Genomic DNA, 26,391 nt, shown 5'->3' with positions numbered 1-26,391 from the left:
CGTAGCGCCGGGCTCTGCCCGGCTGCCGTTCGTTCCGGGGTCATGATGTCTGATGCAAGCCGGGCAGAGCCCGGCTCTACGCGCCAATCGCCGGAGTGGCTGCTCACGTAGCGCCGGGCTCTGCCCGGCTGCCGTTCGTTCCGGAGTCATGATGTCTGATGCAAGCCGGGCAGAGCCCGGCTCTACGCGCCAATCGCCGGAATGGTTGCTCACGTAGCGCCGGGCTCTGCCCGGCTGCCGTTCGTTCCGGGGTCATGATGTCTGATGCAAGCCGGGCAGGGCCCGGCTCTACCGGGGGTGCGTGCGTTACGGGCGGCTGTCGCCAGCCGGGCAGAGCCCGGCGCTACCGGTTACTCGCCGGAGAGCGTATGCAGGGCGGCTTCGTCGAGGATCTCGACGGTGTTCAGGTGGGGCAGGGCGATCAGGCCCTGCTGGCGCAGCTTGGTGAACGTGCGGCTCACCGTTTCCATGGTCAGGCCCAGGTGGTCGGCGATATCGCCGCGGCCCATGGGCAAGGTCACGCGCAGGCCGTTGCCGCCCAGGCGGGCTTCGCGGGCGGCCAGGCGCAGCAGGAAATCGGCGAGTTTTTCCGCCGGCTGCAGGCGGGCCAGTGACATGGCCGCGTCCTGCGCAGCGTCCAGTTCCTGGCAGGCGCGCTGCAGCAGCTTGCGCTCCAGGTGCGGGAAGCGGGCGCGCAACTCTTTCATCTGCGGCAGCGCTACCCGGCAGACACGGCTGTCGGCGATGGCCTCGATGTCGTAGCGATGGTGGTCGTTGCCGCTCAGGCCCAGGTAATCGCCGGGCAGTACGAAACCGCTGATCTGGCGGCGGCCGTCGGGCAGTGTCCGCACCAGGCGCAGTGCGCCGGCGGTCAAGGTATAGACATGTAGGCGCGGTTCGCCGCTGCGGGCCAGGGTGGCGCCCAGCGCCACCGGCTGCGACACGGTCACCCGTTCCAGCGCCAGCACTTCGTCCGGCGACAATGCCGAGCACACGGCCAGATGACGTACCGAGCAGTGCAGGCAGTCGCGCAGCGGCGAGCAGCCCGGGCTGGCGGGATCTTCAACGGCGGAAAGGGCGGTACCGGAGTGGGGCCGGGTCATGTCGAACCAGGGAGCGGGGCCTGCTTATGATACTTCATGCGGCCAGTGGCCCGGACTGGCGCGATCGGCTCAGCCGCGCGCGCTGGCTGCGGCTAGAATATGCACCACGCTCATCCCCCGATTCGCAGGAGTCCCGCAAGTGATCAAGCCCCGTACGCCGCCCGGCATCATGGAATTGCTGCCGCGCGAGCAGATCGCGTTCCAGCGCATGCTGGACGTCATCCGCCGCAACTACGAGCGGTTCGGGTTCCTGCCGGTGGAAACTCCGGTGTTCGAGCTGTCCGACGTGCTGTTGACCAAGTCCGGCGGTGAAACCGAGCGCCAGGTGTACTTCGTGCAGTCCACCGGCGCGTTGGCCAACGCGGCCGAAGCTGGCGACAAAACGCTGCCCGAGCTGGCCCTGCGCTTCGACCTGACCGTCCCGCTGGCCCGCTACGTGGCCGAGCACGAGCACGACCTGACGTTCCCGTTCCGTCGTTACCAGATGCAGCGCGTGTACCGCGGCGAACGTGCCCAGCGCGGCCGCTTCCGCGAGTTCTACCAGTGCGACATCGACGTGATCGGCAAGGACGCGCTGAGCATTCGCTATGACGCCGAAGTCCTGGCGGTGATCCATGCGGTGTTCGCCGAGCTCAGCATCGGCGCCTTCAGCATCCAGCTGAACAACCGCAAGCTGCTGCGCGGCTTCTTTGAAAGCCTGGGCGTGGCCGATGGCGAGCGCCAGCTGGCGGTGCTGCGCGAAGTGGACAAGCTGGACAAGCGCGGCCCCGACTACGTGCGCGAGACCCTGGTGGGCGAAGGCTTTGACATTCCGGCCGAGCAGGTCGAGCGGATCCTGGCCTTCGTCGCGGTCCGCTCCAGCAGCCACGCCGACGCGTTGGCGCAGCTGGACGCGCTGCTGGCCGATCCGGCCGCCAGCGAGACGCTGAAGGTAGGCGTGGCCGAACTGCGCGAAGTGCTGGAGCTGGTCAAGGCGCTGGGCGTGCCGGAAACCGCGTACTGCCTGAATTTCTCCATCGCGCGCGGCCTGGATTACTACACCGGCACCGTGTACGAAACCACGCTGACCGACCACCCGCAGATCGGCTCGATCTGCTCCGGTGGCCGTTACGAAGACCTGGCCAGCCACTACAGCAAGTCCAAGCTGCCGGGCGTGGGCATTTCCATCGGCCTGACCCGCCTGTTCTGGCAGCTGCGCGAAGCCGGCCTGATCGCCGGGATCGAAGACAGCAGCGTGCACGCGCTGGTGGCGCTGATGGACGACGCCAGCCTGCCGCAGTCGCTGGACATCGCCCGCCGCCTGCGCGCCGGTGGCATCAACGCCGAAGTGCAGATGGAGCCGAAGAAGATCGGCAAGCAGTTCCAGTACGCGGCCAAGGCCGGGATCCGCTTCGTGGTGCTGGCCGGTGACGACGAGCTGGCCCGCGGCGTGGTGGCGGTGAAGGACCTGCTGCGCGAGCAGCAGTTCGAGGTCTCGCGCGAGGAACTGGCCAGCACCCTGCAGGTGGAACTGGAGCAGGCCAAGGTCATGCCGTGAGGCGGCTGGGGGCGGCGGCAACGCTGCTGCTCCTGCTGACCGCGTGCCGGACCGATCCTGCGCTGCAGAGCCAGCGTATCGGTCCGGGCCAGTACCGGCTGACGGTCGACCGCTGCCACGTGATCGACCGGGAGCAGTTGCAGCATGACCTGCGCGGGTTGGCCGGGCAGAAGTGCCCGGACGGGGCAGGGGAGCTGGAAGCCATCCAGTCCATCCCGAGCCGCCAGGGCAGCCTGTTCGGCGAGTGCCTGCGCAGCGGCGCCCTCCGCGCCGAGGTAACGTGCCGGTAGGTACCGACCGTTGGTCGGTACGCCCTTGGACGCCCTATACCCCAAACAGACGCCCGCTCAGCGGGCGTTTTTCGTTCCCGCCCCCTGAACCAACCCGGTCCGGATATCAACCCGGTTTGACCGAGTGTTGTCGTTTGCGCTAATGTAATAGCACGCTATTACATTGATACGATGAAACTACGCCCCGCCCCCCGAGAAAAAGACGCCCAGGCCGATCTGGCCTGCCTGGCGGCGGCCTTCGCCGCGCTGTCCAGCCCGGAACAGGTCACCGCGTTCCTGCGCGACCTGTGCACCCCGGCCGAGCTGGAGGCGCTGTCGGACCGCTGGAAGGTGGTGCCGCTGCTGCAGCAGGGCGTGCCGTATCGCGAAATCCACGAACTGACCGGCGTCAGCGTGACCACCACCGGGCGCGTCGCGCGTTCGCTGGAGCATGGCCACGGCGGCTATGCCGCCGCCATTGCCGTCACCGCCACGCCTACGCCCCCCGAATCCGAGTAAGAGAGCCTCCCCCATGAGTGCAACCCAGAACGCCCCGGCCCGTGACCGGCTGCGGATCGCCATCCAGAAGAACGGGCGGCTGGCCGAGCCGGCGCGCAGCCTGCTCACCGCCTGCGGGCTGAGCTGGCGGCAGAGCCGCGACAAGCTGTTCTGCTACGGCGAATCGCTGCCGGTGGACCTGCTGCTGGTCCGCGACGACGACATCCCCGGGCTGATCGCCGATGGCGTCTGCGACTTCGGCATCGTCGGCCGCAACGAGCTGGACGAGCAGGGCGCCGCGCGCCGCCGGATCGGCCTGCCGGACGCCTACCAGGCGCTGCGCGGCCTGAATTTCGGGCAGTGCCGGTTGATGCTGGCGGTGCCCGAGGAATGGGAATGGACCGGCGTTGAGCAGCTGGCCGGCAAGCGCATCGCCACCAGCTACCCGGCGATTCTGGCCGACTGGCTGGCCGCGCGCGGCGTGGATGCGCAGGTGGTGGAACTGTCCGGGTCGGTGGAAATCGCGCCGCGCCTGGGCACCGCCGACCTGATCTGCGACCTGGTCTCCAGCGGCGCCACCCTGGCCGCCAACCAGCTCAAGCCGGTGGAAACGCTGCTGGAAAGCGAAGCGGTGCTGGCCGGCCCGGTGAAGACCCCCGACGACGCCCGCGCCGGCCTGATGGCGATGCTGCTGCGGCGGCTGGATGGCGTGGTCAAGGTGCAGGACAGCAAGCTGCTGATGTTCCGCGCCGCGCTGGACCGCGTGTCCGAGCTGACCCGGCTGCTGCCCGATGCCGACCCGCTGGTGCAGCTGCCCGACGACGGCGGCCACCTGCGCCTGCAGACCATGTGCCACGGCGCCTTGACCTGGCAGCGGTTGGAAGACCTGGAGCGCGCTGGCGCCCAGGGCCTGATGGTATTGAGCGTGGAGCGTTCGCTGGCATGAACCGTCTTTCGATGAATGTAGTGCAGTGGTCCACCCTGGACGCCAGCGCCCAGGCACAGACGTTGCAGCGCCCGGTGCAGGCCGTGGCCGCGCAGACCCGTGATGCGGTCGCCGGGTTGATCGCTGCCGTGCGCGCCGACGGTGACGTTGCGCTGCGCGAGATCAGCCTGCGCTTCGATGGCGTGGCCCCCGAATCGTTTGAAGTCAGCGAAGCCGAATTCGCCGCCGCCGAACAGGCCGTTCCGGACGACCTGCGCCAGGCGATGGTCGAGGCGGCCGCACGCATCGGCGTGTTCCACAAGGCCGGCATGAGCCAGGGCTATGCGGTGGACACCGCGCCGGGCGTGCGCTGCGAGCGCGTGGTGCGGCCGATTGGCCGGGTGGGCCTGTACGTACCGGCCGGTAGCGCACCGCTGCCGTCCACCGCGTTGATGCTGGGCGTGCCCGCGCAACTGGCCGGGTGCCGCGAAGTGGTGCTGTGCACGCCGCCGCGCAAGGACGGCAGTGCCGACCCGGCGGTGCTGGTGGCCGCGCGCCTGACCGGCGTGCACCGCGTGTTCAAGCTGGGCGGCGCGCAGGCGATCGCGGCGATGGCCTATGGCACCGACAGCGTGCCGGCCTGCGACAAGCTGTTCGGTCCCGGCAACAGCTTCGTTACCGAAGCCAAGCAGCAGGTGGCGCAGGACGGTGCGGCGGCGATCGACATGCCGGCCGGCCCGTCCGAAGTGCTGGTGATCGCCGATGCCGGCGCCAATCCCGCGTTCGTCGCCGCCGACCTGTTGTCCCAGGCCGAGCACGGTCCCGATTCGCAGGTGCTGCTGCTCACCGATGACGACGCCCTGCTGGCGCGGGTCGACGCCGAAGTGCAGGCGCAGCTGGCGCGTCTGTCGCGCGTGGCCATCGCCACCCAGGCGCTGCAGTCCTCAAAGCTGATCCGGGTGGATTCGCTGGCGCAGGCCTTCGAGATCAGCAATCGCTACGCACCCGAGCACCTGATCCTGGCCCTGCGCGAACCCCGCGCGTGGCTGGAGCAGGTCGAGGCGGCGGGCTCTGTCTTCCTCGGCGACTACACGCCCGAGGCGCTGGGCGATTACTGCAGCGGCACCAACCATGTGCTGCCCACCGCGGGCGCCGCACGCGCCTACAGCGGGGTGAGCGTGGCCAGCTTCCAGAACCTGATCAGCGTGCAGTCGGCCACCGCGCAGGGCATTGCCGCGATCGGCGGCTGTGCGCGCACGCTGGCCCGTGCCGAAGGCCTGGACGCGCACGAGAATGCGGTGGCACTGCGCATGCAGGTGGCTGCATGAGCGCGCCCGATGCGGTGATGTCGCTGGTCCGTGCGGACCTGCAGGCCTTTGCCGGCTATTCGTCGGCGCGCAGCAGCGCGCTGGTCGGCGATGTCTGGCTCAACGCCAATGAGTCGGCCTGGGCCAACCCGGCCGACAGCGAAGGCCGCGCGCGGCGCTATCCGGATCCACAGCCGGCTGCGCTGCGTGCACGCTTGGCTGAACTGTATGGCTGCGCGACCGAGCAGCTGCTGATCGGCCGCGGCAGCGATGAGGCGATCGACCTGCTGGTGCGCGCGCTGTGCGAGCCCGGCCGCGATGCGGTGCTGGTGACCCCGCCGGTATTCGGCATGTACGCGGTGTGCGCGCGGCTGCAGAACGCGCCGCTGCTGGAGGTGCCGTTGCGCGACGACGGCGATGCGCTCAACGCCGATATCGATGCGGTAATCGCCACCGCGCTGGCCGGCAACGCCAAGCTGGTGTTCCTGTGTTCGCCCTCGAACCCGGCCGGCAGCGCGATCACGCTGGACCAGGTGGAACGGGTGGCCACGGCGCTGCAGGGCAGGGCGCTGGTGGTGGTCGACGAGGCCTATGCCGAGTACGCCGCGCTGCCGTCGGCGGTCACGCTGCTGCCGCGTTACGACAACGTGGCCGTGCTGCGCACGCTGTCCAAGGCGCACGCGCTGGCCGCCGCGCGCATCGGCAGCCTCATTGCCGCGCCGGCGCTGATCGCGCTGCTGCGTCGCTGCCAGGCGCCGTACCCGATTCCCGGCCCCTGCGCCGAGCTGGCCCTCGCTGGCCTGAGCGACAGCAACCTGCAGCTCACCGCCTCGCGCGTGGAGCGCATCAAGACCGAGCGCGGTCGCCTGCAGCAGGCACTGGCCGTGCTGCCCGGCGTGGTGCGCGTGTATCCCTCGCAGGGCAATTACCTGCTGGTGCGCTTCAGTGATGCGCAGCAGGCCTTCGATGCGCTGTTGGCGGCCGGCGTGGTGGTGCGCGACCAGCGTGCCGCACCGCAGCTGCACGATGCCCTGCGCATCACCATCGGCAGCACCCTGGAAAACGACCGTGTGCTCAGTGCGCTGGCTGCGCGGAGGGTAGCGGCATGACGCCCATCCTGTTCGTGGACCGCGACGGCACGCTGATCGAAGAGCCGGCCGATTTCCAGATCGATGCCTATGAAAAGATCCGCTTCGTGCGCGATGTGATCCCGGCGATGCTCAAGCTGCGCGATGCCGGTTACCAGTTCGTGATCGTCAGCAACCAGGACGGCCTGGGCAGCGAAGGCTACCCGCAGGCCAGTTTCGATGGACCCAACGACCTGATGCTGCAGATCTTCGCCAGCCAGGGCATCGTGTTCCGTGACGTGCTGATCGACGGCACCTGGCCGCACGACAACGCGCCCACCCGCAAGCCGGGCATCGGCATGATGCTGCCCTACCTGCAGGACCGCAGCATCGACTGGGCCCGCTCGGGCATGGTCGGCGACCGGCCCACCGACATCCAGTTCGCCGAGAACATGAAGATCCGCGGCTTCCAGCTGCGCACCGAACAGTTCGGCGGGCAGTGGGACTGGAACGGCATCGCCCACGAACTGGCCGATGCACCGCGCCGCGCCACCGTGCAGCGCAATACCAAGGAAACCAGGATTCGCGTTGAGGTCGACCTGGACCGTACCGCCGAGCCACAGACCCACACCGGCCTGCCGTTCTTCGACCACATGCTGGAACAGATCGGCAAGCACGGCGGTTTCGCGCTGAGCGTGCAGGCCGAGGGCGACCTGCACATCGACGAACACCACACCATCGAAGACACCGGCCTGGCGCTGGGCCAGGCGCTGCGTGAAGCGCTGGGCGACAAGCGCGGCATCGGCCGCTACGGCTTCACCCTGCCGATGGATGAAACCCTAGCCAGCGCCGCACTGGATTTCAGCGGCCGGCCGTATTTCGTGTTCGAAGGCGAGTTCAAGCGCGAGCGCGTGGGTGACATGCCCACCGAGCTGGTGCCGCACTTCTTCCGTTCGCTGTGCGACGCCGCCGGGCTCAACCTGCACCTGAGCGTGCGTGGCGACAACGACCACCACAAGGTGGAGGCGTGCTTCAAGGCGCTGGCCCGTGCCTTGCGCCAGGCGCTGCCGCGACAGGGCACCGCGCTGCCCAGCACCAAGGGGGCGCTGTGACCGAGGTTGCCCTGATCGATGCGGGCGGCGCCAACCTGGGGTCGGTGCGCTATGCACTGGAACGGCTGGGCGTGCAGGTGCGGCTGGTACGCGACGCGAAGGGCCTGCAGGGCGTGTCGCGGGTGATCCTGCCCGGCGTGGGCGCGGCCCCGCACGGCATGGCGCGCCTGCACGCACAGGACCTGGTGCAACCGCTGCGCGAGCTGCAGGTGCCGCTGCTGGGCATCTGCCTGGGCATGCAGCTGTTGTTCGAGGGCTCCGAAGAGGGACACGTGGAATGCCTCGGGCTGATGCCCGGGGTGGTCCGCCACCTGCACCCGGCCACCGGCATCCGCGTACCGCACATGGGCTGGAACCGGCTGCGGCCGCTGCGCGAGTCGGCGCTGCTGGACGGCGTGCCCGAACGTGCCAGCGCCTACTTCGTGCACAGCTATGCAGCACCGCTGGGCGAGCACACGGTAGCGGCCTGCGACCACGGCGGCCTGTTCGCCGCGGTGGTGCAGCGCGGCCTGCACAGCGGCGCCCAGTTCCACCCGGAGCGTTCGGCCGCCACCGGCGCCCGGATCCTGCGCAACTTCATCGAGAACGAACCGTCATGAGTTTCACCGTCTATCCCGCCCTGGACATCCGCGAAGGCCACGTCGTGCGCCTGCTGCAGGGCGACTACGCGCAGCAGACCACCTATGGCGACGACCCGTTGCCGCGCGCCCAGGCATTCGCCGATGCCGGCGCCACCTGGATGCATCTGGTCGACCTGGATGCCGCACGCGCCGGCGGTTACACCTTGGCTCCGCTGCTGTCGGCGATTGCCCGCCAGACCGGCTTGAAGGTGCAAACCGGCGGCGGCGTGCGCTCGCGCGACGACGTGGCGCGTATTCTCGATGCCGGCGCGACCCGCGTGGTGGTCGGCTCGGTGTCGGTACGCGCGCCGGAGACGGTGATCGGCTGGCTGGGCGAGTTCGGCCCGGAGCGGCTGACCATCGCGCTGGATGCCCGCCAGGCCGACGACGGCCGCTGGCTGCTGCCGGTGCACGGCTGGACCGAAACCGCCGAAGACACCCTGGATGTGCTGGCAACGCGGTACGCGCAGGCCGGCATGACCCACCTGCTTTGCACTGACATTGCCCGCGACGGCATGCTGTCCGGCCCCAACATCGGCCTGTACCAGCACCTGGCCACCCTGTTGCCGGGCGTGGCGGTACAGGCGTCCGGTGGCGTGCGCAGCGCGGCCGACGTGGCCGAGGCCAAGGCGGTGGGCTGCGGCGGCGCGATCCTGGGCAAGGCGCTGCTGGAAGGCCGCATGACCCTGCCGGAGGCACTGGCATGCTGAGCCGCCGGCTGATTCCCTGCCTGGACGTGCGCGATGGCCGCGTGGTCAAGGGCGTGCGGTTCCGCGACCACGTCGACATGGGCGACATCGCCGAGCTGGCGCTGCGCTACCGCGACCAGGGCGCCGACGAGCTGGTGTTCTACGACATCGGTGCCAGCCCCGAAGGCCGTGCGGTGGACGTGGGCTGGATCGAGCGCATCGCGCGCCTGATCGATATTCCGTTCTGCGTGGCCGGCGGCATTTCCGACGTGGAGACCGCGCGCCGCGTGCTGTATGCCGGTGCCGACAAGATTTCGATCAATTCCCCGGCGCTGGGGCGCCCGGCGTTGATCGAGGAACTGGCCGATGCGTTCGGCGTGCAGTGCGTGGTGGTCGGCATCGATTCGGTGCGCGAGGCCGACGGAGAATGGCGGGTGCGGCGCTTCAGCGGCGACCCGGTCAAGACCCAGGCCGTGCCGGTGCGCACGCTGGACTGGCTGGTCGAGGCGCAGCGCCGTGGTGCCGGCGAGATCGTGCTGAACTGCATGGACAGCGACGGCGTGCGCCGCGGCTACGACGTGGCCCAGCTGCGCCAGGCACGCGCGCTGTGCCAGGTGCCGCTGATCGCCTCCGGCGGAGCCGGTGAGATGCAGCACTTCGCCGATGTGTTCGACCAGGCCGATGTCGACGGTGCGTTGGCCGCCAGCGTTTTCCACAGTGGCGCCATCGCCATTCCCGCGCTCAAGCAGTTCCTGCGCGAGCAGCAGATCGAGGTTCGAGATGTCTATTGAAGTACTGCCGTCGCGCGAGGCGCTGGACGGACTGGCGTGGAGCAAGGGCGACGGCCTGCTGCCGGTGGTGGTGCAGGATGCCGACAGCCTGGCCGTGCTGATGCTCGGCTATGCCAACGCCGAATCGCTGGAACTGACCCTGGCCACCGGCCACATGACCTTCTACAGCCGCAGCAAGCAGCGCCTGTGGACCAAGGGCGAGTCGTCGGGCAACGTGCTGGCGGTGGTGGCGGTGCGCGTGGACTGCGACAACGACACGCTGCTGGTGAGTGCGCGCCCGGCCGGCCCGACCTGCCACACCGGCAGCGACAGCTGCTTCGAGCGTGCCCCGGGCAACTTCCTGGGCCGCCTGGATGCGTTCGTGCGCCAGCGCGAGCAGCAGCGCCCCCCGGGCAGTTACACCACCACGCTGTTCGATGGCGAGATCCGCCGCATCGCGCAGAAGGTGGGCGAGGAGGGCGTGGAAACCGCGCTGGCCGGGGTGGCCCAGGACGATGCGGCGCTGCTGGGCGAGTCAGCCGACCTGCTGTTCCACCTGATCGTGCTGCTGCGCGCGCGCGGCTTGTCGCTGGCCGACGCGGTGGCCGTGTTGGCGGCGCGCCACGCGGGGTGAGCGCATGAATCGCGTTTAACGTCGGTGAAACGCGGCACAAGCGATGATGTGCCGCTTTACAATCACCCACCCCGAACGGACCGTCCCGATGACCCGCACTGCTGCCTGGCTGGCTTGCCTGCTGTTGACTACCGCACCCGCCCTGGCCGCCGAGGTGACCGTGACCGGCAAGGTCTACCAGGAGCGCGACGGCAAGCCCGGGCGCGGGCCCACCGACCCGGGCATGGCCGGGGTGCAGGTGTCCAACGGCGAGGTGATCGTGCGCACCGCCGCCGACGGCAGTTACAGCCTGCCGGTGCGCGACGGGCAGACCGTGTTTGTGATCAAGCCCGATGAGTACCGCTTCCCGGCCGCCAGCAACGGGCTGCCCTCGTACTGGCGCCACTACGCGCCGCAGGGCTCGCCGCGGCTGAAGTACGACGGTATCCGTGCCACTGGCAGCAACGTGCGCAACTGGGACTTCGCGCTGGAACCGGCCAAGGGTAGCGATGCCGCCCGCGCCGGGTTCGAGATGTTGGTGTTCACCGATTCGCAGACCGCCAGCCGGCAGGACATCGACTACTACCAGCGCGCCATCGTCGACCCCATCATCGGCAAGCATCCGGCACGGCTGGGCACCACGCTCGGCGATATCGTCAATGACGACCTGGACCTGTACCCGACCATCAACAAGGCCACCGCGCTGCTGCAGGTGCCGTGGTTCCACGTGCCGGGCAACCATGACCTGGATGTCGACGCCGGCGATGACCGCCACTCGCTGGACAGCTGGCGCGCGGTGTACGGGCCCGATACCTACGCGGTGGAAGAGGGCGGGGCCAGCTTCGTGTTCCTCGATGACGTGGTTTACGACCCTGCCGCCAAGCCGAGCTACGTGGGCGGGCTGCGCCCGGACCAGTTCACCTTCCTCGGCAACTACCTGAAGGGCCTGCCGCGCGACCGCCTGGTGGTGCTGGGCATGCATATCCCGCTGTTCGATGCCGCGCCCGGTCGCGAAACCTTCCGCCACGCCGACCGCACGCGCCTGTTCGCGCTGCTCAAGGAGTTCCCCAACGTGCTGGTGCTCAGCGGCCACAGCCACACCCAGCAGCACTACTACCATGGCGCCGCCGAGGGCTGGCAGGGCAGCAAACCGTTGCATGAGTACAACGTGGGCGCTGCCTGTGGCGCGTTCTGGTCGGGCGTGAAAGACAGCAACGGGATCCCCGATGCCACCATGAGCGATGGCACGCCGAACGGCTATGCCGTGTTGTCGGTCAAGCCCGGCGGCGACTACGGACTGCGCTACTACGTGGCCCGCGCGCCGGATGACTACCAGATTGCCCTGCACGCGCCCAAGGTGCTGCGCAAGGACGCCTACCCGGCGTGGGGCGTGTACGCCAATGTGTTCATGGGCCAGGCCGATACGCTGGTGGAATACCGCGTGGACAGCGGTGCCTGGCAGACCATGAAGCGGGTGGAACAGCCCGACCCGCGCCTGCTGGTGGAGAACGTGGCCGACGACCAGGCCGAGCACCTGCGCGGTTTCGATCGCTCTCCTGAAGCCACGCCGTCGCCGCACCTGTGGCGCGGCGCGCTGCCCACCAACCTGACCGCCGGCGAGCACAAGGTGGAAGTGCGCGCGGTGCATGCCGATGGCCCCACCGCGTCGGCCAGCACCAGTTATCGCCTGCAGGTCGGCAAGCCCTGATGGGGCGCCTGCCGCGCACGGCGCAGCGGCTGCATACGCTGCTGTACGGCGCGACCTGCTTTGCAAACCCGGTGCGATCGCCGAAAATCGCACCGGGTTATTCGACCCCAGCCAAGGCCTGCGAGTGAGCGTTGCGGTACCGTTTCCGGAGCAGTCTCCGGCCCCTTCCGATGTGTCTTTGCTGACGCCCGGCCGGGAATCGTCTGTTGAAACGCTGCTCGTGGCCGACGTCGGTGGCACGTTCGCGCGCCTGGCCGTGGCCGAACTGCGCGCCGGTCAGCCGCCGCAGCTTGTTGGCCTGCGCCGTTACAGCTGCGCCGCGTTTGCCAGCCTGGCCGCGATCCTGGCCGATTTCATCGCCAGCGCCGGGCAGCCGCTGGACAGCGCCGTGGTGGCGATCGCCGGGCTGCTGGAAGGCGACCACCTGGTCAACACCAACCTGCCGTGGCCAGTGTCGGTGGCCGACACGCGCACCCAGGCCGGCCTGCGGTCATTGGCGCTGATCAACGATTTCGAAGCGGTTGCCTATGCGATCCCGCATGTGCAGGCCGATACCCTGGTGCCGCTCAATGGCGCGCCTGACACCGCATCGCGTTGGCCGGCGCTGGTGCTGGGCCCAGGCACCGGGCTCGGCGCGGCCCTGCGTTTCCAGGGCGGGCACCAACCCGTACTGGCCAGCGAAGCCGGCCATGCCGCGCTTACTGCCGGCACCGCACTGGAACTGGAGATCCTGCGGCAGATGCAGCAGCGCTGGGCGCACGTGGACCAGGAGCGCATTCTGTCCGGCAGCGGCCTGATGAACCTGTACCCCTGCCTGTGCGGCCTTCGCGGCGTGGCACCGCAGTGGGACACCCCCGAACAGCTGATTGCCGCCGCGCATCTGGGCGACGACCCGGTGGCAGTGGAAACGCTGGAGGTCTTCAGCGCGTGGCTGGGCAGCCTGGCCGGCGACCTGGCCATCACCTTCGGTGCGCGCTCGGTGTACCTGGTGGGCGGCATTCCGCCGCGCATCGCGCACTTCCTGCACGCGGGCGGCTTCCAGGCGCGGTTCCTGGCCAAGGGTGTGATGGGCCGGGTGCTGGCGCAGGTGCCGGTGTGGCGGGTGGAACATGGCGAACTGGGCATGCTGGGTGCGGCGGTATGGCACGCTGCGCGCCACGAACGCGCCGTGGCATGACGCGTCCGCCCGGCAGCGGGCGGTTCGATGACCAATCTTGCAGGGAGTGGGTGGGATGACCGATCGCAGGCAGTTCCTCCAGGCCGGTGTACTGGCCGCAGGCGCGCTGGCCTTGCCGCGCGCCGGTGCGCGGGCAGCCGGTGGCGCGCGGGTGGTGTCCACCTGGGACTTTGGCGTGGGCGCCAACCAGGCGGCGTGGAAAGTGCTGGCCGGCGGCGGCAGCGCGCTGGACGCGGTTGAAGCCGGCGCGCGCTGGGCCGAGAGCGAGTTGTGCAACCCCACCGTGGGCCGCTGCGGCAATCCCGATCGCGACGGCGTGCTCAGCCTCGACGCCAGCATCATGGACGGCGATGGCCGCTGTGGTTCGGTGGCAGCGCTCACCGACATCCTGCATCCGGTGTCGGTGGCCCGCAAAGTGATGGAAAACACGCCGCACGTGATGCTGGTCGGGCAGGGCGCGCAGCAGTTCGCGGTCGCGCAGGGCTTCGAGCGCCAGAAGCTGCTCACGCCGGCGGCCGAAAAGGCGTGGCGCGACTGGTTGAAGACCGCCCAGTACACGCCGGAGATCAACGTCGAGCGCCGCGGGCGTCCCGGCGACAGCAGCAACCATGACACGCTCGGCATGTTGGCCATCGACGCCAACGGCCGCCTGGCCGGTGCCTGCACCACCAGCGGCATGGCCTGGAAGCTGCACGGTCGGGTCGGCGACAGCCCGATCATCGGCGCCGGCCTGTACGTGGACAATGAGGTGGGCGGCGCCACCGCGTCAGGAGTGGGCGAAGAGATGATGCGCAACGCCGCGTCGTTCCTGGTGGTGGAGCTGATGCGCCAGGGCCGCTCGCCGGCCGAGGCCTGCCGTGAGGCGATCGCCCGGCTGGTGCGCAAGCGCCCCGAGGCCAGCAAGACTCTGCAGGTCTGCTTCCTGGCGCTGGACAAGCACGGGCAGGTCGGTGCGTATGCGTTGCACCGGGGCTTCGTCTACGCGGTATGCGACAAGGATCGCCAGGACGACCTGCGTGATTCGGCATCGGTCTACACCAGCGAGCAGACCTGAGCATGGCGCGGCGGCTGCTGGAAATCGCCTCCAATTCGGTCGCCTCGGCGTTGGCCGCGCAGGCCGGTGGCGCCGATCGCATTGAGCTGTTCGACAACCTCGCCGAGGGCGGCACCACGCCGTCTTACGGCAGCATTGCCGTGGCCCGCGAGCGCCTGCGCATTCCGCTGTTCGTGTTGATCCGCGCGCGCCCCGGCGACTTCCACTATGGCCCGATCGAGGCGGAGATCATGCTGCGCGATATCGCCCAGTGCCGGCAGCTGGGCTGCGATGGCGTGGTGATTGGCGCGCTGGACGCCGACGGCAACGTGGACACGGCGCTGTGCCAGGCGCTGGTATCGGCCGCCGGGTCGCTGCAGGTGACGTTCCATCGCGCGTTCGACGCCGCACGCGATCTGCACGCCGCGTTGGAGCAGGTCATCGCGCTGGGCTGCCAGCGGGTGCTGACCTCGGGCGGCCAGGCCAGTGCCGAAGCGGGCGCGGAGAGGGTGGCGGCGCTGGTGGCGCAGTCGAACGCGCGCATTGGCGTGATGGCCGGCGCGGGGCTCAATGCGCGCAACATCGCCGCGGTGGCCGCACGTACGGGGTGCGTTGAACTGCACGCATCGGCCAAGGCGGTGCAACATTCGGCGATGCGCCACCACAACCCGGCCCTGGTCGGCCTGTCGCCGGATTGGACCGTTACCGACGCCGAAGAAGTCGCCGCGCTGCGCGCCGCGCTGGACCGGATCTGAAGAATCAGGCGGGTAGAGCCACCCCATGGGTGGCTGCTCTTGGTTCCGCCACCGCGTGTAGCCACCGACGGTTGCGACAGCCACCCWTGGGGTGGCTCTACCGGAGGCGTGGATGCATCCCGCGCGACCACAAAAAACGGCAGCCGCCTGTACCAGCGCGGCTGCCGTGGAGGACCGTTGCCCCGCCCGAAGGCGGGGGCGGGTGATGCTTAGAACTTGTAGTTCACGCCGAAGTACAGCTGGCGGCCGGTGTAGGTGTTGGAGATCAGGCGTGCCTTGCTGTCGCCGCCGAGGTAGATGCGCTGTTCGGACTTGGTGGCATTCAGCACCGAGGCGGTGAACGTCAGGGCTTCGGTGAAGTTGTAGGCCACGTTGAGGTCCAGCTGGTCGTACGGCTCGGAGTACTGGGTGAGGCCGTTGTTCAAGCCGCCGACGACTTCGCCGCGACGGTTGTATGAGGCGCGTGCCAGGAACTTCTCGTTCTCGTAGAAGAAGGTGAGGTTGGCCTGGTTCTTGGCGCTGCCCACCAGCGGCGATGCGCCGATTTCCTCACCGTCCAGCACGATCGAGGCCAGGTTGGTGTCGTTGTAGGTGTAGTTGGCCTGCACGCCAAAGCCCATGTCGAAGGTGTACTGGCCATACAGCTCCACACCCTGCGACACGCCATCGCGCGCGTTGGCTTCGGTCTCGTACTTCTGCACCGTCACCGTCTGGCCGCCCACCGTCATCTGCTGGTCGCGCACCACCGGCACCGTGAAGTTGCCCACGTCCTTGCGGAACAGGGCCGCACCGGCGACCGCACCCGGCTTGAAGTACCACTCCAGGCCGATGTCGTACTGGGTGGCCTTGAACGGTTCCAGGTTCTTGTTGCTGCCATGCCCGTACCAACCGGGCGTATCGGTGCCACCGGCGACGCGACGGTCGTTGCTGTACTCCTCACTCACATAGCTGAGGCTGCCGGGGGCGGCGATGCTGGTGTAGCCCGGGCGGGCGATGACCTTCGACGCGGCGCCACGCAGCACCAGGTTGTCGGTGATGTCCCAGGCGATGTTGAAGCTCGGCAGGAAGTCGGTGTAGGTGCGGTCCAGCGAGGCGAACTCGTAGGTCTTCTCACGCGCCAGCCCGTCCGGCAGCCGCACGAAGCCGCTCTGGCAGACGTAGCCGGTGTTGGACGCGATCAGCGGGGCGGCAGCCGGGTCGTTGCAGCCCATCGGCGCGCCAGCGGCGTTGTCCTGGAAATAGTCGTTGAAGCGTTCCACCGAATCACTCGACTCGGCGAACTGCTGGGTGCGCACCACGCGCACGCCGACGTTGCCGCGCAGGCGCTCGGTACGGAAGTTGGCCTGGAAGTAGCCGGAGTAGATCTTCTCGTTGACGTTGTAGACGAAGTCGTCTTCCTTGCGGCTGTACGAACCACCGTACTTGTCGTTGAGGTAGTTGATGTAGGCGGGGTAGTTGATGCCCGGGAATACATTGGCGTTGAAGCCGCCGGCAATGTTGCTGATCGGGTTGGACAGGAAGAACCCGGGCTGGGCGACGCCAGCGGTGGAGTCGCAGCCGGCCTGGTAGCGGTTGTTGTCGTAGTCGGCCGGGTCCTTGCCATTGCACACCCAGTAGGTGTTGCCGGTGTTGCGGTGTACTTCGCCATCACGGTACTTGGCGCCGAACTGGATGGAGTCCAGCCAGCCGCTTTCGAACATCTTGGTAACGTCGGCCTGGAAGTAGTTCTGCTTGACGCTGGTCTGCATCCACGATGACCCGGTGGAGCCGGTGTCGATCTCGGCGACGCCAGCCATCAGCTGGTCCTGCAGGTTCGGCGAGAAGGTCACGCTTGGCGTGCCGGTCAGGTCCCAGGCGGTGTAGCTGTTGCCGGACTGCCACACGCCGTCCACCTGGCGGCGCGGCTTTGCCGACATGCCGAAGTTCATCGACGGACCGCCTTCGGACCAGGTACGGCCACCGGTGAAGGACGCCTTCCACAGCGGGCTGATGTCCCAGTCGATGGTCAGGTCAGCGGTCTGCGAGAGCGCCTTTTCCTTGCTGTAAGTGCCGGTCAACTGCGGGGTGGGGATGGTGCAATCATCCGGGCCCCAGCCACCGGGCGCCATGCCGGCGGCGGCAGCCTGTTCTTCGCTGCAGTAGTAGGTCTTGCCGGCCAGCTTTTCGTACTGGGCGCCAGTGACGATGCTGCCGCTGGGGTCGAAGCTCATGCCGTTGAGCAGGCGCCCGCCGGCCCAGTTGCCGTCGCCGTTGAAGCGCGCCAGGTTCCATTCGGGAACCTTCAGCATGTTCTGGGTGTAGTTGCCTTCCAGCTCGAAGCGGAAGTAATTGGCGGTCAGGGTCAGGTTGTCGATCGGCTTGAACTGGAACGTGAACTGCCCGCCGGTACGCTCGCGCTTCTCCTCCTTCACGGCGAAGTTCACTGAGGTGGGCATGAAGAACTCGCTGTAGTTGCGCCCGCTCTGGTCGTTGAAGCCCGATTGGCCCCACCAATAGTGGATGCCATCCTGGCTCAGCACGTTGCCGTTGGCATCCACCGCATCGGTGCCGTTGCCATACCACTGATAGTCTTCAGTGCTCACCTGCATGGTGCGGCTGGTGCGCTTCTGCTTGGTGGCGCCGATCAGCACGCCGAAGCGCTCGTCTTCGCTGTGCCAGGAGTACAGCGCGGACGCCTGCGGGTCGACGTCGTGGCTGGTGTCCGACGAGGTGCCTTCCAGGTTGACGTAACCGGAGTTGCTTTCCATCTCGAGCGGGCGGCGGGTGTGCAGGATCACCGTACCGCCGATGCCGCCTTCGTCGATGCGCGCTTCCGGCGATTTGAACAGCTCGGCGCTGGACAGCATGTTGGACGGCAGCAGGGTGTAGTTGAACGACCGGGTGGCCTCGTTGTTGGTTTCCGAGGTGGCCACGTAGTTGCCGTTCAACTGGGTCAGCGTAAGGTCCGGCGCCAGGCCGCGCACGCTGACGGTCTTGCCTTCGCCGCCGCTGCGTTCTATCACCACGCCCGGCACGCGCTGCAGCGCATCGGCCACGTTTTTGTCGGGGAACTTGCCGACGTCTTCGGCGGTGATCACTTCGACCACGGCGTTGGCGTCGCGCTTCTGCTGCAGGCTCTTTTCGATGGCGTAGCGATAGCCGGTGACGGTCACGGCGTCGAGCGTGGTGGCCTCCGGCGACGAAGCGGGGCTGGCCTGCTGTGCGAAGGCACTGGCGGGCACCATCGCGGCGGCGAACAGCGCGGCGGTAATGGCGGCCGACAGCGTGTCGCGGTTGCGCATGCGGGACATCTTGTTCATTCCACTCTCTCCCTCTCCTGGATTGAAACGGTGGCGATACGTTGTTGAATCGATCTAATGTTTTGGGAGGGCTGTTGCCAGCGCTGAGCTCCCGTGCGTCCCGCATGCAGCCTGGTGGGCCCCCACCCACCGCTCCGGCAATCGTGACCGTTTGAAGTTGGATCGATCTAAACGATTGGCGGGGAATTTTTAGCACGGGTTCGGCAGGGAAGCATGCTGCTCCGCAATATGGCCAAGGCGGGCCGGGAACCGGGCTGATGACGTCGGAGGACTGAAAACGTTTTCTTGCGCAGGGCGGCGGAGGCGGGAGCCGGTGGTCCATCGTCCCGCCGTGAGAAGCGGGTTGCTGCTGGAGCTGTGGCAACCGGCGAAAGGCAGCCACCCGTACCAAGGGCCGGAACGGCGGGCCTGGCAGCATCCCAGATGGAAAAACGAGCTCGCCATGTTGCGCCGCAGAATGCATCCGCCGAAATCTCCGTGCTTTACTTGAATCGATCTAAATTCACGCCAACGTGGATCTGGACCGGTGCCAGCGGGGGAATGGCTGGCACGCCATGGCGGGCATCCGCCGTGCCTTTTTCCGTCTGCCGTACCGACATCGACCCACAGGATCCACGCATGCGCCGACTGCCGTCCGTCATCGCCGTTACCCCGTTGCGCCGCCCACTGCCGCGCCTGGCCTGCCTGCTCGCGCTGGCCTTCGCGCCGGTCCTGCAGGCCGCCGCCCCGGTTGCGCTGGAGCGCGAGGTCAACACCTTCATCGGCAGCAAGGATGACGGCAACACCTTCCCGGGGGCGTCGGCACCGTTCGGCCTGATCCAGGTCAGCCCGATCGGCGAGCACTACGCCGGCTGGCGCTACGACGACCCGAAGATCCGCGGCTTCGGCCATTCCTTCCTGTCCGGGGCCGGGTGCTGGGAGCAGGGCGGCCAGGTGTCGGTACTGCCGGTCACCGGCAGCATCGGCAAGGGCGGGGACTTCAACACCGACGATGCCAAGAGCTTCGACCACAAGCGCTACGCGTCCACCTACACCCACGACGGCGAGATCGGCCAGGCCGGCTACTACAAGGTGCGCCTGACCGGTTACGGCGGCATCGATGCCGAAGCCACCGCGCGCACCCGTGCCGCCGCCGAGCGCTACACCTTCCCGGTCGACGCCGGCACCGGCCACGTGCTGGTCAACGTGGGGCAGGCCAACGAGCGCCATTCGGTGATCGGCAGCGTGATCGACGTGGTCGGTGATCGCGTGGTCGAAGGCAAGCTGGTCACCAAGAGCTTCTGCGGTGGCCACCAGTACACCACCTGGTTCCGCATTGAGTTCGACCGCCCGTTCAAGGCGTTTGGCACCTGGGGCGAAGAAGGCGGCCTGGCGGGCGCGCGCCACCGCATGGAGGGCGAACAGAAGCCCAGCGGCGCCTGGTTGAGTTTCGATACCGGCAAGAACCGCGCGGTCACCGCGATCAGCGCGATCTCGCACGTGGACGCAGAAGGTGCGCGCAACAACCTGCGCAGCGAGGGCATGCAGGGCGGCAAGCTGCTGGGCTTCGAACAGATGCGCAGCCAGTCGCAGCAGCAGTGGCGCCGTGAACTGGCCACCACGCGCGTCCACGGCGGCAGCGGCGACGACCGCACCGTGTTCTATTCGGCGCTGTACCACGCGCTGCTGCAGCCGCTGACCGGCAGCGATGCCGACGGCCGCTACCGGGGTTACGACGATGCGATCCATCGCGCCGACGGCTGGACCTACTACGAGTACTTCTCGCTGTGGGACACCTACCGCGCGCAGAACCAGTGGCTGGCCCTGACCCGCCCGCAGGTGGCGCGTGACATCGGCCGTAGCCTGCTGGCCATCAACGCGCAGGGCGGCTGGTTGCCGCGCTGGGGGTACGCCAACTTCGAGACCAACATCATGACCGGCGACCCGGTCACCCCGTTCCTGGTCGACCTGTGGCGATTCGGCGCGCTGGACGGGCGCGAGGGCGAGGCCTACACCGCGCTGCGCCGCAACGCCTTCGAGCAGCCGCCGCTGAACTCGCGGCATGCCGGCCGGTCGGGCAACCCCGGCTACGTGGACAACGGCTACGTCGCCTACGACCGCGCGTTCCCCTCCAAGGGCATGGACGTGGATCCGCACCACGGCGGCTCGGCCACGCTGGAATACGCCCTGGCCGACTGCGCGCTGGCGCAGATGGCCGATGGCCTGGGCCATGCCGACGACGCCAGCACGCTGCGCGCGCGCGGCGGCAACTGGCACAAGGTGTGGGACCCGCAGGTGCGCGATGAAGAGACCGGCATGAGCGGCTTCCCGCGTCCGCGCATGGACGACGGCAAGTGGTACGTGCCCTCCGACGGCCACTACAGCCCGCGTTCGCACCATGGCTTCCATGAAGGCACCGCGTGGCAGTACCAGTGGCTGGCGCAGCAGGACGTGCCGGGGCTGGTGCAGGCCATGCACGGCCGCGAACAGGCCGGCAAGCGCCTGGATGCGTTCTTCGCCTACGACGCGCTGGTGCAGTCGCCGCTGACCGCCGCGCGCAAGGAATGGGTGGTGGGCCCGTACAGCTACTACAACCAGTACCGCTACAACCCCAACAACGAGCCGGACCTGCACGCGCCGTGGATGTACACGCTGATCGGCCAGCCGTGGAAGACCGCCACCGTGGTGCGTGCCGCGCAGCAGCTGTTCACCAACGCCCCCAACGGCGTGACCGGCAACGATGACCTGGGCACGATGTCGGCCTGGTACCTGTTCAGCGCGATCGGCCTGTACCCGGCGGTGCCGGGCAGCGGCCAGTTCCTGCTGCATACCCCGCGCTTCGACAAGGTGGAGGTGGACCTGGGCACCGGCCGCACGCTGACCCTGGCCGCCGCCGGCGCCGATGGGCGCGCGCTGCAGTACGTGCAGGGCGTGCGCGTGGACGGCAAGGAGCACGCCCCGGTGTGGCTGGACTGGAACCGGCTGCAGCAGGGCGGTCGCATCGACTTCGCGCTGGGCACGCAGGCCCCCACCCGTGGCTGGGGCACCCAGGTCGAGGCGCTGCCGCGTTCGTTCTGTGCCACCCCCGGGGCGGTGCTGGAATGAACCGTTGCATCGGCGTTGGTCGCAATCTGGCTGCCTGCAGGGGCGCGGTCCGCTTGCCGATGCGATCGTTTACGCTTGCCGGATGACAAGGACCGGGCAGACACCATGAATGACAAGGTCAAACCAGCGGGCAAGGGCACGCGCGCCGTCACCGTGACCGATATCGCCGAAGCGATCGGCGTGTCGCGGGCGACCGTGTCGCTGGTGCTGCGTGGCAGCCCGCTGGTGAATGTCGACACCCGTGCCAAGGTCGAGGCCGAGCTTCGCCGCCAGCGTTATGTCTACAACCGCGGCGCGGCCAACCTGCGCCGGCGCACCTCGTCCAGCGTGGCCCTGGTGATCAACGACCTGTCCAACCCGTTCTTCGCCGAATTCGCCTCCGGGGTGGACGAGGCCTTGGGCGCGAAGGGGTTCGTGACCCTGCTGGGCAGCACCGGCGAATCGCCGCAGCGGCAGCAGGCGGTGCTGACCACCCTGATGGAACACACCCCGGCCGGGTTGATCCTGTCGCCGGCCGAAGGCAGTGATGCGGCCGAACTGCGCCAGGTACTGGGCTTCAACGCCAACGTGCTGCTGTTCAACCGCGAGCCGCCCGGTGCCGACTGGGATTTCCTCACCCTGGACAACCAGCAGGGGGCCTACCTGGCCACCCGCCACCTGATCGAACGCGGGCACGAACGCATCGCCTTCTTCGGTGGCCATGCCGATTCCAGTTCCTGCCACCAGCGCCGGTTGGGCTATGCGCAGGCACTGGCCGAAGCGGGCAGGGAGCTGCATCCGGACTGGCTGATCGAGTCGGCGCCCAGCCGCCTGGAAGCGGCCGCGCGTAGCGAAGAACTGTTCGCGCGCGTGCCGGCGCCCACCGCGGCGGTCTGCTACAACGACAGCGTTGCGCTCGGGCTGATGCTGGGCCTGGCCTCGCGCGGGGTGCGCCCCGGCGTGGACTTCGCCGTCACCGGTTTCGACGATATCTCCGAAGCGGCGGTGGCCTTGCCGCCGCTGACCACGCTTACCGTGAACCCGCGCGAGCGGGGCCGCCAGGCGGCCGAACTGCTGCTGCAGCGGCTGGACCATCCCGATGCCGCGCCACAACGCACCGTGGCGCCCGTACAACTGCGCATCCGCGCCAGCAGCGGCCCGGTGGCTGCGTGATGGCGTTTCCCTTTACCTGCCCGCGCAACGAGGCGCGTACCTGAATGCCCATTTCTCCAACGCCCCGACTGCCTGCCTCGTCATCGTCCGCGCCCGTGGTCAACACGCGCATGGCCCTGGCCGTGGCCACCACGATCTTCTTCATGTGGGGCTTTCTAACCTGCCTCAACGACATCCTGATTCCGCATCTGAAAGCGGTGTTCGAGCTGAACTACGCCAAGGCGATGCTGGTGCAGTTCACCTTCTTCGGCACCTACTTCCTGATGTCGCTGCCGGCCGGCCGGCTGGTGGCGCACCTGGGCTACAAGAAGGGCATCGTGGCGGGCCTGGCCATCGCGGCCGTCGGTGCGCTCGGCTTCTGGCCGGCCGCCGAACTGCGCGTGTATGAAGCCTTCCTGGGCGCGTTGTTCGTGCTGGCCACCGGCATCACCGTGCTGCAGGTGGCCGCCAACCCGTACGTGGCACTGCTGGGGCCGGAACAGACTGCATCGAGCCGGCTGACCCTGGCCCAGGCACTGAACTCGCTGGGCACGGCGATCGCGCCGATCTTCGGCGGGCTGCTGATCCTGGGCAATACGGTCAAGAGCGCCGATGACATCGCCGCGCTGCCCTCGGCCGAGCAGATCGCCTACCGCGTGCAGGAAGCGCAGTCGGTGCAGGGCCCGTATGTGGGCCTGGCCATCGCGCTGGCGCTGCTGGCGGTGTTCGTCTACCTGTTCCGTCTGCCGGCACTGACCGAAACCACCGAACAGGGCGACAGTGGCACGCACACCCTGATGGATGCACTGCGCCACAAGCACGTGCTGTTCGGCGTGCTGGCGATCTTCTTCTACGTGGGCGCCGAAGTGTCGATCGGCAGCTTCCTGGTCAACTACCTGTCGATGCCGTCCATCGGTGGTTTCACCGAGCAGCAGGCGACCCATTACGTGTCGGCGTACTGGACGCTGGCGATGATCGGGCGCTTCGCCGGCTCGGCGATCATGACGCGGTTCTCGCCGCGCCTGCTGCTGACCCTGTTCGCGGTGGTCAACGTGCTGCTGCTGGCGCTGACCATGCTTGGCTCGGGTCACGTGTCGCTGTATTCGGTGGTGGCGGTGGGCCTGTTCAACTCGATCATGTTCCCGACCATCTTCGCGCTCAGCATCGAGCGTCTGGGACCGCTGACCAACAAGGCCTCCAGCCTGTTGATCATGGCCATCGTGGGCGGCGCCGTGGTGCCGTATCTGCAGGGCGTGCTGGCCGACCACATCGGGCTGCAGCCGTCCTTCATCCTGCCGCTGGTCTGCTACGGCTACATCATTTTCTATGGCCTGTCGGGTTCGCGCCCGAACGCCGCATTCCGCCAGGGAGCCTGAGGCCCGAATGAGCAAGATTGTCTGTTTCGGCGAGATTTTGATCGATCTACTTGCCCAACCGCCGGCCACGCCGGCCACCCCGCGCGCGTTCCTGCAATACGCCGGTGGTGCGCCGGCCAATGTCGCCGTCGCGGCGGCACGGTTGGGTGCCGACACCCATTTCGCCGGCATGCTCGGCCAGGACATGTTCGGTGACTTCCTTGCCGAGAGTCTGGCCGACGCTGGCGTGGCCACCGACTGCATCGTGCGCACCGACGCGGCCAAGACCGCGCTGGCGTTCGTGGCGTTGGACGCGCACGGCGAGCGCAGCTTCAGCTTCTACCGGCCGCCGGCCGCGGACCTGCTGTTCCGCAGCAGCCACTTCCATCCCAACTGCTTCGCCGGCACGCGCAGTTTCCATGTGTGCTCCAACAGCCTGACCGAAGCGGAGATCGCCGAGGCCACGCTGGACGGCATGCGCCGCGCGCGCGCCGCCGGTGCGATGGTCAGCATCGACCTCAATCTGCGCCCCGCGCTGTGGCCGGCCGGCGTGGACCCGCTGCCGCGGTTGTGGGAGGCGCTGCAGCTGGCCGAGCTGGTCAAGCTGTCGCGTGAGGAACTGGATTACCTGGCCGCCGCACACGCGGGTGGCGGCGACGCGGTGATTGCACGGCTGCTGGGCGCGCAGGCGCAGGCGGTGGTGATCACTGACGGTGCCGCCCCGATCCGTTGGCACACCCGCCACACCGAGGGCGTGCTCACCGGCTTCCGCGTGCAGACGGTGGATTCCACCGCGGCAGGCGACGCGTTCGTGGGGGGGCTGTTGTTCGGCATCGGCGAGCGCGGCGGCGACGGCAGTGCCTTCGCCACGTTCTGCCAGGACCCGGCCGCCCTGACCGGTGCCATCCGCTTCGGTGCCGCGGTGGGTGCGTTGGCCGTGACCCGCAAGGGCGCGTTCGCCGCCATGCCCAGCCTTGATGAAGTCCAACAGCTGCTGCAGCAACAGGAAGACGCCGCATGACCACGCCGGTTCCGCCCACCCCCGATTTCCGTTCGCCTGCGTTCCTGCGCGCGCATATCGCGCAGACCATGGCCTTCTACCAGCCGCATGAGATCGACCCCAACGGCGGCTTCTTCCACTACTACCGTGACGATGGCAGCGTGTACGACGCCAGCCACCAGCACCTGGTGAGCAGCACCCGTTTCGTGTTCAACCACGCGATGGCCTACCGCGAGTTCGGCAAGCCCGAGGACCTGGCGGCGGTCGAGCACGGCCTGCGCTACCTGCGCCAGGTGCACCGCAACCCGGCCACCGGCGGCTACGCCTGGACCCTGCGCGATGGCGTGGTCGAAGACGCCACCAACCACTGCTACGGCGTGGCGTTCGTGCTGCTGGCCTACAGCTGTGCGCTGAAGGCCGGCATCAGCGACGCCCGCGGGTGGATGGACGAAACCTGGCAGCTGCTGGAACTGCGCTTCTGGGAACCGTCGTTCGGCCTGTACAAGGACGAGGCGGACGCGAACTGGACCTTCAGCGACTACCGCGGCCAGAACGCCAACATGCACATGTGCGAAGCGATGCTGGCCGCGTTCGAGGCCAGCGGCGAACAGCGCTACCTGGAACGCGCGCTGCTGCTGGCTGACCACATGACCCGCCGCCAGGCCGCCCAGGCTGACGGACTGGTGTGGGAGCACTACGACCGCCAGTGGCAGATCGATTGGGACTACAACCGCGACAATCCCAAGCACCTGTTCCGCCCGTGGGGCTTCCAGCCTGGCCACCAGACCGAGTGGGCCAAGCTGCTGCTGATCCTGGACCGCCATGTGCAGGCCGACTGGCTGGTGCCCACCGCCCGCCACCTGTTCGATGTGGCCGTGGCGCGTAGTTGGGACGCCGAGCGCGGTGGCCTGTACTACGGCTTCGCGCCGGACGGCAGCGTCTGCGACGACGACAAGTATTTCTGGGTGCAGGCCGAATCGCTGGCCACCGCCGCGCTACTGGCCAAGCGCACGGGCGAGGCGCAGTACTGGGACTGGTACGACCGGCTGTGGGGCTATGCCTGGCAGCACATGATCGACCACCGCTACGGCGCCTGGTACCGCATCCTGGATGCGGACAACCGTTCCTATAGCGACGAGAAAAGCCCGGCCGGCAAGACCGATTACCACACCATGGGCGCGTGCTACGAAGTGCTCAACGTGGTCCGCTGAATCCGGTAGAGCCCACCGTCGGTCGGCCACCCCAAAACCCCGGTAGAGCCGACCGTCGGTCGGCTGCCCCAAACCCCGGTAGAGCCGACCGTTGGTCGGCTACCCCAAACCCGGTAGAGCCGACCGTT

General features: G+C 68.3%; 22 protein-coding genes. 20 read left to right on the top strand and 2 right to left on the bottom strand.

Annotation, left to right across the window (positions count from 1 at the left end):
* Nucleotides 1-350 precede the first annotated feature (350 nt).
* Nucleotides 351-1,103: a Crp/Fnr family transcriptional regulator gene (locus AC1DCJ_RS19355; RefSeq protein WP_038688658.1), complete on the bottom strand. Its 753-nt coding sequence runs from the start codon at nucleotides 1,101-1,103 to the stop codon at nucleotides 351-353.
* Between the two features lie 139 nt (nucleotides 1,104-1,242).
* On the opposite strand from AC1DCJ_RS19355, the gene hisS reads away from it, so the two are divergent.
* The 15 genes from hisS to AC1DCJ_RS19280 all read left to right on the top strand — a co-directional run bounded on the left by hisS (nucleotide 1,243) and on the right by AC1DCJ_RS19280 (nucleotide 15,183).
* Entirely contained in the window at nucleotides 1,243-2,640 is a 1,398-nt protein-coding gene (hisS, locus tag AC1DCJ_RS19350) for a histidine--tRNA ligase (protein ID WP_478071704.1), read from the top strand.
* Nucleotides 2,637-2,930 (top strand): hypothetical protein, encoded by a 294-nt coding sequence (locus AC1DCJ_RS19345; RefSeq protein WP_448135746.1) that lies wholly within the window; start codon nucleotides 2,637-2,639, stop codon nucleotides 2,928-2,930. The genes hisS and AC1DCJ_RS19345 overlap by 4 nt, the downstream gene beginning before the upstream one ends.
* A gap of 171 nt (nucleotides 2,931-3,101) precedes the next feature.
* Complete coding sequence (locus AC1DCJ_RS19340; RefSeq protein ID WP_159496619.1) at nucleotides 3,102-3,428, top strand: YerC/YecD family TrpR-related protein; 327 nt, start codon at nucleotides 3,102-3,104, stop codon at nucleotides 3,426-3,428.
* Nucleotides 3,429-3,441: 13 nt separating this feature from the next.
* Nucleotides 3,442-4,353, top strand: coding sequence for an ATP phosphoribosyltransferase (gene hisG, locus AC1DCJ_RS19335; protein WP_137189353.1), 912 nt, complete (start codon nucleotides 3,442-3,444; stop codon nucleotides 4,351-4,353).
* An 11-nt stretch (nucleotides 4,354-4,364) separates the two neighbouring features.
* Nucleotides 4,365-5,660 carry a histidinol dehydrogenase gene (hisD, locus tag AC1DCJ_RS19330; RefSeq protein WP_478071705.1) on the top strand — a complete coding sequence of 432 codons (1,296 nt, stop codon included), beginning with the start codon at nucleotides 4,365-4,367 and terminating at the stop codon, nucleotides 5,658-5,660.
* The gene (gene hisC / locus AC1DCJ_RS19325; RefSeq protein WP_478071703.1) at nucleotides 5,657-6,748 is read left to right on the top strand and encodes a histidinol-phosphate transaminase; all 1,092 of its coding nucleotides are present in this window, start codon (nucleotides 5,657-5,659) and stop codon (nucleotides 6,746-6,748) included. The genes hisD and hisC overlap by 4 nt, the downstream gene beginning before the upstream one ends.
* Entirely contained in the window at nucleotides 6,745-7,818 is a 1,074-nt protein-coding gene (hisB, locus tag AC1DCJ_RS19320; protein WP_137189355.1) for a bifunctional histidinol-phosphatase/imidazoleglycerol-phosphate dehydratase HisB, read from the top strand. Before hisC ends, hisB begins: the two co-directional genes overlap by 4 nt.
* Nucleotides 7,815-8,417, top strand: coding sequence for an imidazole glycerol phosphate synthase subunit HisH (hisH, locus tag AC1DCJ_RS19315; RefSeq protein ID WP_038688646.1), 603 nt, complete (start codon nucleotides 7,815-7,817; stop codon nucleotides 8,415-8,417). Before hisB ends, hisH begins: the two co-directional genes overlap by 4 nt.
* Nucleotides 8,414-9,148 carry a 1-(5-phosphoribosyl)-5-[(5-phosphoribosylamino)methylideneamino]imidazole-4-carboxamide isomerase gene (gene hisA, locus AC1DCJ_RS19310; RefSeq protein WP_478071702.1) on the top strand — a complete coding sequence of 245 codons (735 nt, stop codon included), beginning with the start codon at nucleotides 8,414-8,416 and terminating at the stop codon, nucleotides 9,146-9,148. The genes hisH and hisA overlap by 4 nt, the downstream gene beginning before the upstream one ends.
* The gene (gene hisF / locus AC1DCJ_RS19305; protein WP_478071701.1) at nucleotides 9,142-9,918 is read left to right on the top strand and encodes an imidazole glycerol phosphate synthase subunit HisF; all 777 of its coding nucleotides are present in this window, start codon (nucleotides 9,142-9,144) and stop codon (nucleotides 9,916-9,918) included. The genes hisA and hisF overlap by 7 nt, the downstream gene beginning before the upstream one ends.
* A complete protein-coding gene (gene hisIE, locus AC1DCJ_RS19300; protein WP_137189358.1) occupies nucleotides 9,908-10,531 on the top strand; it encodes a bifunctional phosphoribosyl-AMP cyclohydrolase/phosphoribosyl-ATP diphosphatase HisIE in 624 nt (207 codons plus the stop codon). The genes hisF and hisIE overlap by 11 nt, the downstream gene beginning before the upstream one ends.
* 88 nt (nucleotides 10,532-10,619) lie before the next feature.
* The gene (locus AC1DCJ_RS19295; RefSeq protein ID WP_478071700.1) at nucleotides 10,620-12,218 is read left to right on the top strand and encodes a calcineurin-like phosphoesterase C-terminal domain-containing protein; all 1,599 of its coding nucleotides are present in this window, start codon (nucleotides 10,620-10,622) and stop codon (nucleotides 12,216-12,218) included.
* 172 nt (nucleotides 12,219-12,390) lie between these two features.
* Complete coding sequence (locus AC1DCJ_RS19290) at nucleotides 12,391-13,395, top strand: glucokinase (RefSeq protein WP_051598834.1); 1,005 nt, start codon at nucleotides 12,391-12,393, stop codon at nucleotides 13,393-13,395.
* Nucleotides 13,396-13,450: 55 nt separating this feature from the next.
* Nucleotides 13,451-14,449, top strand: a complete 999-nt coding sequence (locus AC1DCJ_RS19285) for a glycosylasparaginase (protein ID WP_478071699.1) — start codon at nucleotides 13,451-13,453, stop codon at nucleotides 14,447-14,449.
* Between the two features lie 2 nt (nucleotides 14,450-14,451).
* The gene (locus AC1DCJ_RS19280; protein WP_478071698.1) at nucleotides 14,452-15,183 is read left to right on the top strand and encodes a copper homeostasis protein CutC; all 732 of its coding nucleotides are present in this window, start codon (nucleotides 14,452-14,454) and stop codon (nucleotides 15,181-15,183) included.
* 209 nt (nucleotides 15,184-15,392) lie between these two features.
* On the opposite strand, the gene AC1DCJ_RS19275 is transcribed toward AC1DCJ_RS19280, so the two are convergent.
* Nucleotides 15,393-18,482 (bottom strand): TonB-dependent receptor, encoded by a 3,090-nt coding sequence (locus AC1DCJ_RS19275; protein ID WP_313426128.1) that lies wholly within the window; start codon nucleotides 18,480-18,482, stop codon nucleotides 15,393-15,395.
* 618 nt (nucleotides 18,483-19,100) lie between these two features.
* Between AC1DCJ_RS19275 and AC1DCJ_RS19270 the strand changes: the two genes are divergently transcribed.
* The 5 genes from AC1DCJ_RS19270 to AC1DCJ_RS19250 all read left to right on the top strand — a co-directional run bounded on the left by AC1DCJ_RS19270 (nucleotide 19,101) and on the right by AC1DCJ_RS19250 (nucleotide 26,263).
* Nucleotides 19,101-21,566 (top strand): GH92 family glycosyl hydrolase, encoded by a 2,466-nt coding sequence (locus tag AC1DCJ_RS19270; RefSeq protein WP_478071697.1) that lies wholly within the window; start codon nucleotides 19,101-19,103, stop codon nucleotides 21,564-21,566.
* A 105-nt stretch (nucleotides 21,567-21,671) separates the two neighbouring features.
* Nucleotides 21,672-22,718: a LacI family DNA-binding transcriptional regulator gene (locus AC1DCJ_RS19265; protein ID WP_038692249.1), complete on the top strand. Its 1,047-nt coding sequence runs from the start codon at nucleotides 21,672-21,674 to the stop codon at nucleotides 22,716-22,718.
* 44 nt (nucleotides 22,719-22,762) lie between these two features.
* Nucleotides 22,763-24,073 carry an L-fucose:H+ symporter permease gene (gene fucP, locus AC1DCJ_RS19260; RefSeq protein WP_478071696.1) on the top strand — a complete coding sequence of 437 codons (1,311 nt, stop codon included), beginning with the start codon at nucleotides 22,763-22,765 and terminating at the stop codon, nucleotides 24,071-24,073.
* 7 nt (nucleotides 24,074-24,080) lie between these two features.
* Nucleotides 24,081-25,073, top strand: coding sequence for a carbohydrate kinase family protein (locus AC1DCJ_RS19255; RefSeq protein WP_478071695.1), 993 nt, complete (start codon nucleotides 24,081-24,083; stop codon nucleotides 25,071-25,073).
* Nucleotides 25,070-26,263 carry an AGE family epimerase/isomerase gene (locus AC1DCJ_RS19250; RefSeq protein WP_478071694.1) on the top strand — a complete coding sequence of 398 codons (1,194 nt, stop codon included), beginning with the start codon at nucleotides 25,070-25,072 and terminating at the stop codon, nucleotides 26,261-26,263. The genes AC1DCJ_RS19255 and AC1DCJ_RS19250 overlap by 4 nt, the downstream gene beginning before the upstream one ends.
* Nucleotides 26,264-26,391 lie beyond the last annotated feature (128 nt).

This window comes from Stenotrophomonas sp. 10N36, assembly GCF_056395005.1.
Note: the sequence above shows the minus strand (reverse complement) of the source record. Positions and strands in the feature narration are given on the sequence as shown.

Excerpts from the sequence above, each read along its gene's own strand:
- hisD (WP_478071705.1), top strand. The coding sequence starts at position 4,365 with ATGAATGTAGTGCAGTGGTCCACCCTGGACGCCAGCGCCCAGGCACAG.
- AC1DCJ_RS19295 (WP_478071700.1), top strand. The coding sequence starts at position 10,620 with ATGACCCGCACTGCTGCCTGGCTGGCTTGCCTGCTGTTGACTACCGCA.
- AC1DCJ_RS19255 (WP_478071695.1), top strand. The coding sequence starts at position 24,081 with ATGAGCAAGATTGTCTGTTTCGGCGAGATTTTGATCGATCTACTTGCC.
- AC1DCJ_RS19275 (WP_313426128.1), bottom strand. The coding sequence starts at position 18,482 with ATGAACAAGATGTCCCGCATGCGCAACCGCGACACGCTGTCGGCCGCC.
- AC1DCJ_RS19355 (WP_038688658.1), bottom strand. The coding sequence starts at position 1,103 with ATGACCCGGCCCCACTCCGGTACCGCCCTTTCCGCCGTTGAAGATCCC.
- AC1DCJ_RS19280 (WP_478071698.1), top strand. The coding sequence starts at position 14,452 with ATGGCGCGGCGGCTGCTGGAAATCGCCTCCAATTCGGTCGCCTCGGCG.
- hisIE (WP_137189358.1), top strand. The coding sequence starts at position 9,908 with ATGTCTATTGAAGTACTGCCGTCGCGCGAGGCGCTGGACGGACTGGCG.
- AC1DCJ_RS19340 (WP_159496619.1), top strand. The coding sequence starts at position 3,102 with ATGAAACTACGCCCCGCCCCCCGAGAAAAAGACGCCCAGGCCGATCTG.
- AC1DCJ_RS19265 (WP_038692249.1), top strand. The coding sequence starts at position 21,672 with ATGAATGACAAGGTCAAACCAGCGGGCAAGGGCACGCGCGCCGTCACC.
- hisA (WP_478071702.1), top strand. The coding sequence starts at position 8,414 with ATGAGTTTCACCGTCTATCCCGCCCTGGACATCCGCGAAGGCCACGTC.
- AC1DCJ_RS19250 (WP_478071694.1), top strand. The coding sequence starts at position 25,070 with ATGACCACGCCGGTTCCGCCCACCCCCGATTTCCGTTCGCCTGCGTTC.
- hisC (WP_478071703.1), top strand. The coding sequence starts at position 5,657 with ATGAGCGCGCCCGATGCGGTGATGTCGCTGGTCCGTGCGGACCTGCAG.
- hisF (WP_478071701.1), top strand. The coding sequence starts at position 9,142 with ATGCTGAGCCGCCGGCTGATTCCCTGCCTGGACGTGCGCGATGGCCGC.
- fucP (WP_478071696.1), top strand. The coding sequence starts at position 22,763 with ATGCCCATTTCTCCAACGCCCCGACTGCCTGCCTCGTCATCGTCCGCG.
- hisG (WP_137189353.1), top strand. The coding sequence starts at position 3,442 with ATGAGTGCAACCCAGAACGCCCCGGCCCGTGACCGGCTGCGGATCGCC.
- AC1DCJ_RS19285 (WP_478071699.1), top strand. The coding sequence starts at position 13,451 with ATGACCGATCGCAGGCAGTTCCTCCAGGCCGGTGTACTGGCCGCAGGC.
- AC1DCJ_RS19270 (WP_478071697.1), top strand. The coding sequence starts at position 19,101 with ATGCGCCGACTGCCGTCCGTCATCGCCGTTACCCCGTTGCGCCGCCCA.
- hisB (WP_137189355.1), top strand. The coding sequence starts at position 6,745 with ATGACGCCCATCCTGTTCGTGGACCGCGACGGCACGCTGATCGAAGAG.